Origin of the sequence: Sinomonas atrocyanea, from assembly GCF_001577305.1 — a bacterium.
GTDB lineage: Bacteria > Actinomycetota > Actinomycetes > Actinomycetales > Micrococcaceae > Sinomonas > Sinomonas atrocyanea.
The window spans coordinates 3,426,671-3,440,695 of the sequence record NZ_CP014518.1 but is presented as its reverse complement, the minus strand read 5'-3'; the positions used below and the strand labels follow the sequence as shown (position 1 = coordinate 3,440,695).

Genomic DNA, 14,025 nt, shown 5'->3' with positions numbered 1-14,025 from the left:
ACGCCCGGAACAGCACCACGGCACAGCACGCCGGAAGTCAGGGACTTCCGGCGTGCTTCCGTCTGCGCACAGAGTCCCCGGCGGTGAGGATTGCATCGACCGCGGGCACCAGCTCCTCCGCCATCCGCCGGTAGACCTCCGGGCCCTCACGGAACGGGTCGGTGATGTCGTCGTCGGGAGCGGGCCCCGCCTGACGGCGCCCCGCGGCCTCGGCGATCGTGGCCAGCCATGCTTCCCGCACTGAGGCCGTGCTGGCTGCCTCGGCCTTCTCGAGCGCCGCGCCCGAGAGGACCCGGGCGAACTCGCGCAGCGTGAACGTCTTACGGAAGGCGGACGGCGCGAGCTGGAGGATCACCGCCCGGTGTTCGGTGGACATGGCCAGGACCAGGTCCGCCCCGGTGAGCATCGGCGTCGTGAGCTGGCGGGCGGAGAACCCGGCGAGCGAGGCCCCGAGAGCGGAGGCGATGGCCCGGGATCCGGGCTCGGCGTCGGCCCCGACCAGAGCATGGGTTCCCGCGCTGCGGACCTCCACCGCGTCCGGGCAGATCTCGTCGAACCCGGTCTGGAGGAGGCGCTCAGCCAGCGGAGAGCGGCAGACATTGCCGGTGCAGACGGTCAGGATTCGCAGGCGGTCGGCGCTCGTCACCGGATCACGCTAGCACCGGGCGCCCGGCGGCACCTGAGTGGGGCTGGCGCCTGTGCCTCCCGCAGGGGGGCGGGGGCTCAGCTGCCCTGGAGGTTCCGGTCAGCCAGGTACTCGGCAACCGTGCCGTGGGCCATGGCCGAGGCGAGGGCGTCCGCGGCCCCTTGGTCGAGCTCGACGATGGACTGGCCGTCGGCGGAGGTGCCGGTCCCGGACGTCGGAAGGGTGAAGCTCACGATGTCCGCGGGCCGGAGGTCCTTCACCTCGAGGGCGAGCGCCGCCACGGCCCGCGCGTCCAGGCCCCTGTCCACGGTGAGGTAGGGCGCGAACTGGCCCACCATCCGGCTCACCGTGAGGGGGTTCGCGATGGTCTCGGGCCTGGCGAGCGGGGCCAGGAGCGCCTTGAGGAAGATCTGCTGGTCGCGGACCCGCTGGTAGTCGCCGTCGGGGAACGCGTAGCGCTCGCGGACGAAGGCGAGGGCCTGGTCCCCGTCCAGTGTCTGGGGCCCGGCGCCGAAGCGGTAGCCCGAGGTCTGGCCCGCGGTGAAGGGCGCCGGGACATTGACCCTGACACCGCCGACGGCGTCCGTGAGGCCCTTGAAGCCCTCGAAGTCGACGAGGACCACATGGTCGATGCGCTGGTGGAGCAGGGACTCGACGGTCTGGACCATGAGCGGGACGCCGCCGAAGGCGAGCGCCGCGTTGACCTTTGCACTCCCGTGCCCGGGGATGGGGACCCAGGTGTCGCGCGTGATCGAGATGATGTACGCCTTCTTCCGATCGGCCGGGAGGTGCACGAGCAGCATCGTGTCCGAGCGCTGGTCGGACGACGCGCCGGACTCGGCCGGGGAGGCCGTGGCCCCGCGGCTGTCGCTGCCGACCAGCAGGATGTTCATCGGCGTCCTGCCGTCCGCGGCCGGGGTGGCCGCGGGGCGGTCGGAATCCTGCGGGAAGGCTGCCGCGATCTTCTGCGTCGACGCGTCGAACGTCGCCGCGAGCGTCCCCAGGTACGCGAAGGCGGCGCCGCCGGCGGCGATGACGAGGACCAGCGCGATGAGGAGGACCGCGCGTCCGCGGCGGCCGTGGCGCGGGGAATGCGGCCGCCTCGGGCCCGGCTCGGCGCGGAGGGCCGGATCGCTGGTCGTCGGCATCATGCCACCACGCTGGCGCCGGGCGCGCGGGCCCGGACAGGGGGTCGCGGGAAGACCAGTACGTCGCCGCGGGAATTCGGGTGCTGTGCCGTCGGCGGGAGCAGGGAGTGCGTACCTTGACGCCAGTGTTCGACCTCCCATATTCTGAACGAACGGTCGGTAATTATTTCTTGAGGAGGAGACATGGCAGCTGCGAACCTGCAGTCCGTGCCCCAGCCCCAGGCTGGACAGGGCGAGGACGCCCCGTCCGCTGAGGACATCGCGGGACAGGCGTACTTCGATCGGGTGATCGCCGAAGACTCGCGCATCGAGCCGCGCGACTGGATGCCGGCGGCGTACCGCAGGACGCTCGTGCGGCAGGTGTCCCAGCACGCGCACTCCGAGATCATCGGCATGCAGCCCGAGGCCAACTGGATCACCCGGGCCCCGAGCCTCAAGCGCAAGGCGATCCTCATGGCCAAGGTCCAGGACGAGGCCGGCCACGGGCTGTACCTGTACTCGGCCGCGGAGACGCTCGGCACCCCGCGTGACGTCCTCAACCAGCAGCTGCTGGACGGCAAGGCCAAGTACTCCTCGATCTTCAACTACCCGGCCCGCACCTGGGCCGACATGGGCGCCATCGGCTGGCTCGTGGACGGTGCGGCGATCGCCAACCAGGTGCCGCTGTGCCGGGCCAGCTACGGCCCCTACGGGCGGGCCATGGTGCGCATCTGCAAGGAGGAGTCCTTCCACCAGCGCCAGGGCTTCGAGATCCTCCTCGAGCTCTCCAACGGCACCCCCGCCCAGAAGCAGATGGCGCAGGACGCCGTCGACCGCTTCTACGCCCCCGCGCTGATGATGTTCGGGCCGCCCGACGACGACTCGCCCAACTCGAAGCAGTCCATGGCATGGAACATCAAGCGCTTCTCCAACGACGAGCTGCGCCAGCGGTTCGTCGGCATGATCGCCGAGCAGGTCAAGGTCCTCGGACTGACCCTCCCCGACCCTGAGCTCCGCTACGACGAGGAGACCGGCCGGTGGATCCACATGGAGCTCGACTGGCAGGAGTTCAAGGACGTCATCGCGGGCCGCGGCCCGTGCAACGCCCAGCGCATGGCCCGCCGCCGCGAGGCCCACGAGAACGGCACCTGGGTCCGCGAGGCGGCCCGCGCGTACGCGAAGAAGCAGGCCGCGAAGCGTGCCGCAGAAGAGATCGGAGCAGCTTAAGTGAGCGAGCAGAGCAACATCTGGCCCCTCTGGGAGGTCTTCGTGCGGTCCAGCCGCGGGCTCTCCCACGTCCACGCGGGGTCGCTGCACGCCCCGGACGCGGCGATGGCGCTGCGCAACGCGCGGGACCTCTACACCCGCCGCAACGAGGGCGTGTCCATCTGGGTCGTCCCCTCCGAGGCCATCGCCTCCTCCGACCCGGACTCGAAGGGCGCCTACTTCGAGTCGCCCCAGGGCAAGGACTACCGGCACGCGACGTACTACACCAAGAGCGAGGGCGTGAAGCACCTGTGACCGCTCCGACCCCCGCCCACGCGGCCGCTGCCCACACCGACCACGCCCTCGACAGCTTCGGCGACGCCGCGGCGTCGGCCACCCGCGTCACCCCGGGCAACGCACTGCGCCCCGAGGACATCGCCGTCTCCCCGGAGAAGCCCACCGAGGACGTCGCCCAGTACGCCCTGCGCCTCGGCGACGACGCGCTCATCCTCGCCCAGCGCCTGAGCCACTGGATCTCCCGCGGCCCGGAGCTGGAGGAGGACATCGCCCTCGGCAACATCGCGCTCGACACCCTCGGCCACGCGCGCTCGTTCCTGACGTACGCGGGCCACGCGTGGGACAGGACCGAGGACGACCTCGCGTACTGGCGCGAGGAGGAGGAGTTCCGCTGCGCCTGGATGGTCGAGCAGCCCAACGGCGACTTCGGCGTGACGATCGCCCGCCAGCTCGTCATGTCCGTCTACCAGTACCTCCTCTACTCGAAGCTCGTGGACTCCACCGACGCGACCCTCGCCGCGATCGCCGCCAAGGCGCTAAAGGAGGTCGACTACCACCGCGACCACGCGATCCAGTGGACCGTGCGCCTCGGCGACGGGACCGAGGAGTCGCACGACCGCATGCAGGCAGCGCTCGAGCTCGTCTGGCCCTACGTCGACGAGCTGTTCGACGACGACGCCCTGATCGACGCGGTCGGCGATGCCGGCGTGCGCCCCTCGAGCCTGCGCGAGACCTTCGACGCCCACCTCGCCGAGGTCCTCGCCGAGGCCACCCTGGACCTCCCCGACGTGCCGCGCGCCCGCGGCGGCGGTCGGCGCGGCGAGCACACCGAGCACCTCGGCTACATCCTCGCCGAGATGCAGGTGCTCGCCCGCAAGCACCCCGGCGCCACCTGGTAAGGCCCGGGACGGCACACGCCCACGAAGGAACACCCATGATCACCACCGATGACGAGGTCCGCGCGCTCGCCGCGACCGTGACCGACCCGGAGATCCCCGTGCTCACCATCGAGGACCTCGGCATCCTCCGGGACGGGCACCTCGAGGCGGACGGCACCGTGCGCCTCACGATCACCCCGACCTACTCCGGCTGCCCCGCGATGGACGCGATCCGCGCGGACCTCGCCACGGTGTTCGCCAAGGCCGGGCACGAGAAGGTCCACGTGGACCTCGTGCTCTCCCCGGCGTGGACCACGGACTGGATGAGCGAGGCGGGCAAGGCCAAGCTCGAGGAGTACGGCATCGCACCGCCCACGGGCAAGGCCGGCCACTCCGGCCCCATCCGGCTCGGGCTCACGGTCAAGTGCCCCCAGTGCCACTCGCTCAACACCCGCGAGATGTCCCGCTTCGGCTCCACGTCCTGCAAGGCCCTCTACGTGTGCCAGGACTGCCACGAACCCTTCGACTACTTCAAGGTGCTCTAGATGACTGACCAGCTGAACGAAACTGCGGCCGAGCCGGACGAGGCCGCCGCCGACGGCACGGAGGGGACCGCCCGGCGTCGTGCGTCCTTCCACCCGCTCGAGGTGAGCGGGGTGCGCAGGCTCACCAACGACTCCATCGAGGTGACGTTCGCCGTCCCCGCCGCGCTCGCCGACGAGTACGACTACATCCCGGGCCAGTACGTGGCCCTGCGCGCGCAGTTCCCCGACGAGTCCGGGGCCCCGCGCGAGGTGCGCCGCTCCTACTCGATCTGCGCCGCGCCGCGCCGGTTCGAGGACGGTTCGAGCGAGATCAAGGTCGCCATCAAGCGGGACCTCGGCGGCGTCTTCTCGACCTGGGCCAACGAGAGCCTCGAGGCGGGCGCGACGCTGGACGTCATGAGCCCCGCCGGGGCGTTCATCTCCAAGCACCGGATGACGGGCCTCAACGACCCCAGCAGCATCGACACCGAGCGCGAGCACACGTTCGTGGCCGTGGCTGCGGGCTCCGGCATCACCCCGATCATGGCGATCGCGCGCACCGTCCTGGCCGCCGACGAGCACGTCCGGTTCGACCTCGTGTACGCCAACAAGGCCGCGATGGACGTCATGTTCGTCGAGGAGCTCGCCGACCTCAAGGACCGCTACCCGTCCCGGTTCGCGCTCCACCACGTCCTCTCGCGAGAGCAGCGCATCTCCCCGCTGCTCTCGGGCCGGGTCGACGCCGAGAAGCTCACCACGCTGCTCAACACGGTGATCCACGCCGACGACGTCGACGAGTGGTTCCTGTGCGGGCCGTTCGAGCTCGTCCAGCTCGTCCGCGACACCCTGGCCGCCCGCGGCGTCGAGCCGGAGAAGGTCCGCTACGAGCTCTTCACCACCGGCACCCCCACGAACCTCGAGGGGAACATCGGCCGCCCGGTCGTGGAGGACCCCTCGGGCGCCAACGTCGAGATCGAGTTCACGCTCGACGGCCTCACGGGTGTGGTGGCCTCGCCCGTCTCCGCGAATGAGACGGTCCTCAACGCGGCCCTGCGCGTGCGCCCCGACGTGCCCTTCGCGTGCGCCGGCGGCGTCTGCGGCACCTGCCGGGCCAAGCTCGTCTCCGGCACCGTGGACATGGCCGAGAACTACGCACTCGAGCCCGACGAGGTGGAGCGCGGCTACGTCCTCACGTGCCAGTCCCGGCCGACCTCGGACCGCGTGTCCGTCGACTTCGACGCCTAGGAGCCCGCATGATCTCCCTCTCCGTCGCCGACGGCGTCGCCGACGTAGTCCTCGACGCCCCCGCCAAGCTCAACGCCCTCGACGAGGCCGCCCTCCGCGAGCTCTCCGACGCGTACGACGACGCCGCTGCCGCCGCCTCCCGCGGCGAGGTGCGGGCGCTGCTCCTGCGCGGCGAGGGCCGGGCGTTCTGCGCCGGCCGCGACATCTCCGCCGTGGACCCGGCCAGCGACGACGTGCTCGGCTACCTCGGCGGCCTCGTCACCCCGCTCATGCAGAAGATGGCCGCGTTCCCCGCGCCCACGTTCGCCGCCGCGCAGGGGGCCACCCTCGGCGTCGGGCTGGGGCTCCTGCTGGCCACGGACGTGGTGTACGTGGCGGACAACGCCAAGATCGGATCGCCCTTCGCGAACCTCGGCGCCACCCTCGACTCGGGCGGCCACTGGTACTTCACCGAGCGGCTCGGCATGCACCGGGCCCTGGACCTCGTCTACACGGCCGAGCTCATGAGCGGCGCCGACGCCGTGCGCTCGGGCATGTTCTCGCGGTCCTTCCCCGCCGAGGAGCTGCTGCCCGCCACCCGGGCGATCGTGTCCCGGGTCGCGGCGGGCGCCACGGGGGCGTTCGTGGCCTCCAAGGAGCTCGTGGCGCAGGTCCGTGACCGCAGGCTCGGCCTCTGGGAGTCGATGGACGCCGAGAACAAGGCCCAGGCGGCCCTGTGCGGGTCCGAGGACTACGCCGAGGGGTTCAAGGCCTTCCAGGAGAAGCGGAAGCCGGTCTTCGCCGGCCGCTGACTGGCCTGCGGCCGCCCCGCCCGTCTGAGGGTCACCTCCTGTGGGTCACCTTCTGAAGGTCACCTTCTGAGAGTCACCTTCTGGAGGTCACCTCCTGTGGGTCGCCTCCCCAGCGAACCCGCAGGAGGTGACTCACAGGTCCTGACCTTCAGGAGGTGACTCCCAGACGGAGGAGGGCTCACCGGTTGCCCACCGCCCGCGCACCGCGCCTCACCGATCGGCGAGGTACGCGTGCACGCTCGCGTGGTTCATCGCCGTGGCGGCCTGCTCCGGCTTCGGGCACTCGGCCGCGATCGCCACGGACGACTGGGCGGACGGCACCGCGCGTACGGCCAGACGCATGTACGTGACGGTGCCGTCGGCGTGCGCGACCTTGAGCGCGGCCCCCGCCATGTCCACCAGCGGCCCGTCCTCCGAGCCGAGGGTCGTCACGACCACGAGCCCCTGCTCGGTGACCTCCACGGAGGACGAGGCCTTCCGCTCGGCCGCGATGGCGTCAGCCAGCGCTCCGCGCGTGGCCGCCGTCTGGGGGTCGGGCGAGAGCAGCGTCGGCGAGGCGGACGCCGAGGAGGGGGCCGCCGTCGTGCGCGAGGGCGACGCCGATCCGCCGGCCTGCAGCGGCCCCGCCCGGAAGGAGAGCCGGCAGCCGGCGTCGGAGACGTAGCGCAGCTCGTCCGGGGCCGCGGTGAGGCGGTACTCGGCACTCGGCCCGGCGTGCCACACCGGCCGTGCGGTGAAGGGCAGCGGGTCGTTGAGCGCGTACGCCTGGCTTGGGGCGGACGACGGCGCCGCCGCGCCGGCCGTGCCCGGCGTCGGGCCCGGCGCGGGGGGCTGGGGGGACGGCCCCATGAACAGGGCCGCGATGGCCACGACCACGCCCACTCCGACCACGACGCACGCCGCGACGAGCACGGCGACCCACGGAGGGCGCGACGAGGGTCCGGCCGTGCCGCCGTCGTTCGCCATGGGCCCTCCTGAAGCGTTCTCCTCTAACCATCCCATGCCGCAGGGTCCTCGACGCCCCCTGCGGCCGCCGGTAGCGTGGGGGTGTCCGCCGGCCCGGCCGGTCCTGCGGCCCGACGCGACGTCAGGAGTGCCCACGTGCCTGCCTCCCGTTCCACCTTCCATCCCGCCTCCGACGGGTGGGGACGGCGAGGGCGCCGGGAGCCCGCCTCGAACGTCGAGCTGAACCCGCTCTTCAGCCGGCCCGGCGAGGCCACCGAATTCCCGCGCTTCACACTGCCCGCGGGGGAGAGCCTGCCCGGCACGGCCTACCAGGTGGTCCACGACGACGCGATGCTCGACGGCAACGCCCGCCTCAACCTCGCGACCTTCGTGGGCACGTGGATGGAGCCCGAGGCCGCCCGGCTCTACGCCGAGACCGTCGACAAGAACATGATCGACAAGGACGAGTACCCCAAGACGGCCGAGATCGAGCACCGCTGCTGGCGCATGCTCGCGGACCTGTGGAACGCGCCCGAGCCCGAGCACGCCGTCGGCACCTCGACGATCGGCTCCTCCGAGGCGTGCATGCTGGCCGGGCTCGCGCTCAAGCGCCGGTGGCAGCACGCCCGCCGCGCCGCGGGGAAGCCAGCCGCGCGGCCCAATCTCGTGATGAGCTCGGCGGTGCAGGTGTGCTGGGAGAAGTTCTGCAACTACTGGGACGTCGAGGCCCGCTACGTGCCCATCTCGCACGAGCACCCCGTCCTCGACGGGCACGGGCTCTCGGAGTACGTGGACGAGAACACGATCGGCGTCGTGGCCATCATGGGCGTCACCTATACCGGGATGTACGAGCCGGTCGCCGAGATCTCCCAGGCGCTGGACGAGGTACAGGCCGCCACGGGCCTCGATGTGCCGATCCATGTGGACGGGGCCTCGGGGGCGATGGTCGCCCCGTTCCTCGCCCCCGAGCTCGAGTGGGACTTCCGGCTGCCCCGGGTCGCCTCGATCAACACGTCCGGGCACAAGTACGGGCTCGTGTACCCCGGCCTCGGGTGGGTGGTGTGGCGGGACGCCGCCGCCCTGCCCGAGGACCTCGTGTTCCACGTGAGCTACCTCGGCGGGGACATGCCCACGTTCGCGCTCAACTTCTCCCGCCCCGGCGCGCAGGTGCTCCTGCAGTACTACCTGTTCCTCCGGCTGGGGTTCGAGGGGTACCGGGCCGTGCACGCTGCGTCCCGGGACGTCGCGGGGTACCTGGCCCGGGAGATCGGGGCCATGGACCCGTTCGAGCTGTGGAACGACGGCTCCGACATCCCGGTCTTCGCCTGGAGCCTCGCGCCGGAACACACCCAGAACTGGAACCTGCACCACCTCTCCGACCGGCTGCGGATGAACGGCTGGCTCGTGCCGGCGTATCCGATGCCGGACGGGCTCGCCGACCTGACCGTGCAGCGGATCGTGGTGCGCAACGGCTTTACCCGGGACCTCGCGGAGAGCTTCCTCGAGGACCTGCGCACCGCGGTGGCGTTCCTCGACTCCGCGGACACCCCGTTCCCGGACCCGGAGCACGGGAGCGCCTTCCACCACTGACCCCGGCGCCCCCCCGCCCCGGCCGTTTCGGGTACGCATCTCGTCGCGTTCTTGCCGTTTCGGGTACGCATCTCGTCGGCTTTTCGCCGTTGCGGGTGCGCACGACGGCGGGTTCCCGGCCCGCGCGGGTCGGGAACCCGCCGTCGTGCGTACCGGCCTGTACCAGAAAGCCCAACAGGGGCGACGAGATCTGTACCAGAAAGCCGAAAAGGGCGACGAGATGCGTACCCGAAAGCCGAAAAGGGCGACGAGATGCGTACCCGAGAGCCGAAAAGGGCGACGAGATGCGTACCCGAAACGGGGGGCGGGGGAGAGGGCCGGGTCAGCGGGTGTCCAGGTCCTCGAAGACGAGGAAGGTCTGGGTGTCGAGGACGCCGGGCATGCTCTGCAGCTGGTCGAACACGACCCGGCGCAGGTCCGTGTTGTCCACAGCGCGCACGAGGATGATCACGTCGAAGTCCCCGCCGACGAGCGCGATGTGGTGCACCTCGGGGATGGCGCGCAGCCGTTCGCGGAGGTCGCGCCACGTCTGCTGCCGCACCTTCAGGGTCACGTAGGCGCTCGAGCGCAGCCCGGCCTTGAGGGGGTCGACGAGTGCCGTGTACTTCGTGATGACACCGTCCGACTGGAGCCGCGCGAGCCGGTTGTAGGCGTGAGCGCGCGAGATGTGCACGTTCTCGGCGATCGTGGTCACGGACCGTCGCGCGTCCTCGGTGAGCTGGTCGAGGATGGCGCGGTCCACGGTGTCGAGCTCCCTCGGCTGGGCCGCCGGCCGTGGAGCCTCGCGGCCGGCCTGCAGATCGTCCATCACAACCTCCTGTGACGCAGCTCATCCTGACGATTCGTCTTCAGTAGCAAGCAAATCGACACCAGTATTCCACGATTGACGCCTTTGCTGCATACGAATGGCTACCGAAGCGGATACTTGAGGGGAAGTCCAGCGCCGTACCAAGGAGGAGCCATGACCCTTCCCGCCGAGGCACAGGAGGCCATCCGCAGCTTCGGGATCAGCATCGAGGACTACATGCTCCCGGTGCACGGCCGCGTGCCGCAGATCCAGATCCTCGACGAGGCCGGGAGCCTCCGTCCCGAGGACGAGCGCGGTTCCGCTCCGGGCCACGAGTACCCGATCCCCCCCGCCGAGGACCTCCTCGAGGCCTACCGCCGCCTCGTGATCGGCCGGCGCGTCAACGACCAGAACTCCGCGCTCGTGCGCCAGGGCCGCATGGCGGTCTACCCCTCGAGCCATGGCCAGGAGGCCTGCCAGGTCGCCGCCGCGCTGTGCCTCGGCGCGGGCGACTGGATGTTCCCCACCTACCGCGACGCGGTCGCCGTCATGACCCGCGGCGTCGACCCCGTCGAGACGATGACGCTCTTCCGCGGCGACTGGCACGGCGGCTACGACCCGCACGCGCACAAGGTCGGCATCCAGTCCACGCCGCTGACCACCCAGCTGCTGCACGCCGTGGGCGTGGCGCACGCGGCCAAGCTGCGCGGCGAGGACACTGTGGTCCTCGCGATGTGCGGCGACGGCGCCACGAGCGAGGGCGACTTCCACGAGGCGCTCAACTTCGCGGCCGTCTTCAACCTCCCGGTCGTGTTCTTCGTGCAGAACAACCAGTACGCCATCTCCGTGCCGCTCGCGCACCAGACGGTCGCGCCCTCGATCGCGCACAAGGCCGTGGGCTACGGGATGGCCGGCGAGCGGGTGGACGGGAACGACGCCGTGGCCCTCCTCGCCGTCCTGGACCGCGCCGTCCGCCTCGCGCGCGCCGGCTCGGGGCCGCTCCTCGTCGAGGCCTACACCTACCGCATGCAGGCCCACACCAACGCCGACGACGCCACGCGCTACCGCCAGGACGCCGAGGTGGCGGCCTGGGCCGAGAAGGACCCGCTCAAGCGGATGCGGGAGTACCTGCGCTCCGAGGGCGTGCTCGCCGAGGAGACGGAGGCCGCGTTCGCCGCCGACGCCGAGGAGGTGGCCCGCCAGCTCCGCGACGGCCTGGGGGCCGAGGCGCAGCCCGACCCGCAGGACCTGTTCCGCTACGTGTTCACCGAGCCCACCCCGCAGCTGCGCGAGCAGGCCGCGTCCCTCGCCGAGGAGCAGGCCCGCGAGCAGTCCGCCGACGAGACCACCGGAGAGGAGCGCCGAGCATGAGCACGGTCGCCGAAGCCGCCGCCGCCCGCGCGGCCGGCACCCCAGCACCCGAGGCCCTCACGTTCGCCAAGGCCCTGACCACCGCCATGGCGGACGCCATGCGCGCCGATGAGAACGTCGTCGTGTTCGGCGAGGACGTCGGCACCCTCGGCGGGGTCTTCCGCATCACCGACGGGCTCCAGAAGGAGTTCGGCGAGCAGCGCTGCTTCGACACCCCGCTGGCCGAGTCCGGCATCGCCGGCATGTCGCTCGGCATGGCGATGAACGGCCTGCGCCCCGTGATCGAGATGCAGTTCGACGCGTTCGCCTACCCCGCGTTCGAGCAGATCGCGAGCCACATCGCGAAGATGCACAACCGCACGCGCGGGGCGGTCCGCCTGCCGCTCGTGATCCGCATCCCCTACGCCGGCGGGATCGGCGGCGTGGAGCACCACTGCGACTCCTCGGAGGCGTACTACGCGCACACCCCGGGGCTGAAGGTCTTCACCCCCGCCACGGTCCAGGACGCGTACCGCATGCTCCGCGAGGCCATCGCCAGCGACGACCCCGTGGTCTTCATGGAGCCCAAGAAGCTCTACTGGTCCAAGGACCTCGTGGACCTCGCCGCCCTGCGCGCCGAGTTCGACGCCGCCGGCTCCCCGGACGGCACCCCTCGCGGCACCCCCGCAGGGACGCACGACGGCGGGCGGCGGCTGAGCGTGGACGGCGCCGCCGTGGTGGCCCGGCCGGGCACCGACGCGACGATCATCACGTACGGGCCCTCGGTGCCGACCGCACTCGCGGCCGCCGAGGCCGCGGCCGCCGAGGGGCGGTCGGTCGAGGTCGTCGATGTGCGCACCCTCGTGCCGTTCGACGACGAGACCGTCGCCGCGTCGGTGCGCAAGACCGGCCGCGCCGTGGTGGTCGCCGAGGCGCCGGGCTTCGCCTCGGTGGCCTCCGAGATCGTCGCGCGGGTCCAGGAGCGCTGCTTCCACTCGCTCGCGGCCCCGGTGCGCCGCGTGACCGGGTTCGACATCCCGTTCCCGCCGCCCAAGCTCGAGCACTACTACCTGCCCAGCGTCGACCGCATCCTCGACGCACTCGACGACCTGCAGTGGGAGGACTGACATGGCGACCGCGCTGACCGCCCAGAGCGGCACTGGACAGAAGACGTTCCTGCTCCCCGACCTCGGCGAGGGCCTGACCGAAGCCGAGCTCGTGCGCTGGCTCGTGGCCGTCGGGGACACCGTGGCCGTGGACCAGCCCGTGGCCGAGGTCGAGACGGCAAAGGCGGTCGTCGAGGTGCCCACGCCGTTCGCGGGCACCGTCGCCCAGCTGCACGGCGAGGCGGGGTCGACGATCGACGTCGGCACCCCCCTCATCACCATCGCCGAGGTCACCCCCGGGGACCGCGAGGCCACCCGTGGGGCGGCGCGCGAGGCCACCCCTGGGGCGCGCGAGGTCGGGGCGTCGGCCGGCGAGGAGTACCGCACCGAGGAGCGTGCCGGGGCGCGCCCGCCGAGCCAGCCGAGCCAGGCCTCCGGCTCCGGGAACGTGCTCATCGGCTACGGCACCCCCGCGGGAACGGCTGGCGGGCGCACCCGGCGGCGCAAGGCGGCCGCGGCGTCGTCGGCTCCCGCTTCCGTCACCGCGGCCCCGCCGCGCACGACGGCGCCGGAGCAGGCCGTGCGCGTCGTCTCGCCGATCGTCCGCAGGCTGGCCCGGGACCTCAACGTGCCGCTCTCCCTCGTCTCCGGGACGGGCCCCCACGGGCTCATCATGCGCCGCGATGTGGAGTCGGCCGGGGTGACGTCGGCATCCCAGGGGGCGACCTCGGCGTCCCCAGGGGTGACTTCGGCATCCCAGGGGGTGCCCTCGACGGCGGAGGTGGACGCGCGCACCGGGCTGGGCGTGGCCGCCAGGACCCCGGTCGCGGGCGTGCGCAAGGCGGTCGCCCAGGCCATGGTCCGCTCCCGCACCGAGATCCCCGAGGCCACGGTCTGGGTCGACGCCGATGCCACCGAGCTGGTGCGCCTGCGGGCCGACCTCAAGCGCCGCGACCCCGAATCGGCGCCGAGCCTGCTGGCATTCATCGCGCGCTTCGTGCTCGCGGGCCTCGCGAAGTTCCCGGAGCTCAACACCCGCATCGAGGGCACCGGCGACGGCGGCCAGCAGATCCTCCAGTTCGACGGCGTCAACCTCGGCTTCGCCGCCCAGACGAACCGAGGGCTCGTGGTCCCCGCCATCCGCGGCGCCCACACGATGAGCGCCCGCCAGCTCGACGGCGAGCTCCGCCGCCTCACGGCCCTCGCACGCGACGGCAAGGCCTCGCCCGCCGACCTCACCGGCGGGACGTTCACCCTGAACAACTACGGCGTGTTCGGTGTGGACGGCAGCGCGGCGATCATCAACCACCCTGAGGCCGCGATCCTCGGCGTGGGCCGGATCATCGACCGGCCCTGGGCGGTCGACGGGACGCTGGCGGTCCGCAAGGTCGTCCAGCTGACGCTCACGTTCGACCACCGGGTCTGCGACGGGGGCACCGCCGGCGGGTTCCTGCGGTTCGTGGCCGACGCGGTCGAGCAGCCCGGCGGCGTCCTCGCGGACCTGTAGCGGCCATGGCAGAATCGAGCACATCC

At 71.9% G+C, this 14,025-nt stretch carries 14 protein-coding genes; 10 read left to right on the top strand and 4 right to left on the bottom strand.

Translation table 11 applies throughout. The annotated features are described in order from the left end of the window. Positions 1-37: 37 nt before the first annotated feature. Positions 38-646, bottom strand: a complete 609-nt coding sequence (locus SA2016_RS15820) for an arsenate reductase/protein-tyrosine-phosphatase family protein (protein WP_066499892.1) — start codon at positions 644-646, stop codon at positions 38-40. A gap of 77 nt (positions 647-723) precedes the next feature. Beyond that, positions 724-1,797, bottom strand: a complete 1,074-nt coding sequence (locus tag SA2016_RS15815) for an LCP family protein (RefSeq protein ID WP_229710744.1) — start codon at positions 1,795-1,797, stop codon at positions 724-726. 180 nt (positions 1,798-1,977) lie between these two features. On the opposite strand from SA2016_RS15815, the gene paaA reads away from it, so the two are divergent. The 6 genes from paaA to SA2016_RS15785 are packed head-to-tail and all read left to right on the top strand — an operon-like array spanning position 1,978 to position 6,714. After that, complete coding sequence (paaA, locus tag SA2016_RS15810) at positions 1,978-3,000, top strand: 1,2-phenylacetyl-CoA epoxidase subunit PaaA (RefSeq protein WP_066499888.1); 1,023 nt, start codon at positions 1,978-1,980, stop codon at positions 2,998-3,000. Beyond that, on the top strand, positions 3,001-3,294 hold the full coding sequence (gene paaB, locus SA2016_RS15805) for a 1,2-phenylacetyl-CoA epoxidase subunit PaaB (protein WP_066499886.1): 294 nt from the start codon (positions 3,001-3,003) through the stop codon (positions 3,292-3,294). Then, positions 3,291-4,175, top strand: coding sequence for a 1,2-phenylacetyl-CoA epoxidase subunit PaaC (gene paaC / locus SA2016_RS15800; RefSeq protein WP_066499885.1), 885 nt, complete (start codon positions 3,291-3,293; stop codon positions 4,173-4,175). The genes paaB and paaC overlap by 4 nt, the downstream gene beginning before the upstream one ends. A 35-nt stretch (positions 4,176-4,210) precedes the next feature. Then, on the top strand, positions 4,211-4,699 hold the full coding sequence (gene paaD / locus SA2016_RS15795) for a 1,2-phenylacetyl-CoA epoxidase subunit PaaD (protein ID WP_066499883.1): 489 nt from the start codon (positions 4,211-4,213) through the stop codon (positions 4,697-4,699). Beyond that, entirely contained in the window at positions 4,700-5,923 is a 1,224-nt protein-coding gene (gene paaE, locus SA2016_RS15790) for a 1,2-phenylacetyl-CoA epoxidase subunit PaaE (RefSeq protein ID WP_066499882.1), read from the top strand. It abuts the gene before it with no gap. Between the two features lie 8 nt (positions 5,924-5,931). After that, a complete protein-coding gene (locus SA2016_RS15785) occupies positions 5,932-6,714 on the top strand; it encodes an enoyl-CoA hydratase/isomerase family protein (RefSeq protein WP_066499874.1) in 783 nt (260 codons plus the stop codon). 210 nt (positions 6,715-6,924) lie between these two features. On the opposite strand, the gene SA2016_RS15780 is transcribed toward SA2016_RS15785, so the two are convergent. After that, positions 6,925-7,680 carry a hypothetical protein gene (locus tag SA2016_RS15780; protein WP_066499866.1) on the bottom strand — a complete coding sequence of 252 codons (756 nt, stop codon included), beginning with the start codon at positions 7,678-7,680 and terminating at the stop codon, positions 6,925-6,927. Positions 7,681-7,899: 219 nt separating this feature from the next. Here SA2016_RS15780 and gad point away from each other — a divergent pair, with 219 nt between their 5' ends. Further along, on the top strand, positions 7,900-9,249 hold the full coding sequence (gene gad / locus SA2016_RS15775) for a glutamate decarboxylase (protein WP_066502688.1): 1,350 nt from the start codon (positions 7,900-7,902) through the stop codon (positions 9,247-9,249). A gap of 322 nt (positions 9,250-9,571) precedes the next feature. Here gad and SA2016_RS15770 read toward each other — a convergent pair whose 3' ends face one another. Continuing rightward, positions 9,572-10,057: an Lrp/AsnC family transcriptional regulator gene (locus tag SA2016_RS15770; RefSeq protein WP_066499864.1), complete on the bottom strand. Its 486-nt coding sequence runs from the start codon at positions 10,055-10,057 to the stop codon at positions 9,572-9,574. A gap of 153 nt (positions 10,058-10,210) precedes the next feature. On the opposite strand from SA2016_RS15770, the gene pdhA reads away from it, so the two are divergent. The 3 genes from pdhA to SA2016_RS15755 are packed head-to-tail and all read left to right on the top strand — an operon-like array spanning position 10,211 to position 13,999. Next, positions 10,211-11,407: a pyruvate dehydrogenase (acetyl-transferring) E1 component subunit alpha gene (pdhA, locus tag SA2016_RS15765; protein WP_066499862.1), complete on the top strand. Its 1,197-nt coding sequence runs from the start codon at positions 10,211-10,213 to the stop codon at positions 11,405-11,407. Then, entirely contained in the window at positions 11,404-12,513 is a 1,110-nt protein-coding gene (locus SA2016_RS15760; RefSeq protein ID WP_066499860.1) for an alpha-ketoacid dehydrogenase subunit beta, read from the top strand. Before pdhA ends, SA2016_RS15760 begins: the two co-directional genes overlap by 4 nt. A 1-nt stretch (position 12,514) precedes the next feature. Then, positions 12,515-13,999 carry a dihydrolipoamide acetyltransferase family protein gene (locus SA2016_RS15755; protein WP_066499858.1) on the top strand — a complete coding sequence of 495 codons (1,485 nt, stop codon included), beginning with the start codon at positions 12,515-12,517 and terminating at the stop codon, positions 13,997-13,999. Positions 14,000-14,025 lie beyond the last annotated feature (26 nt).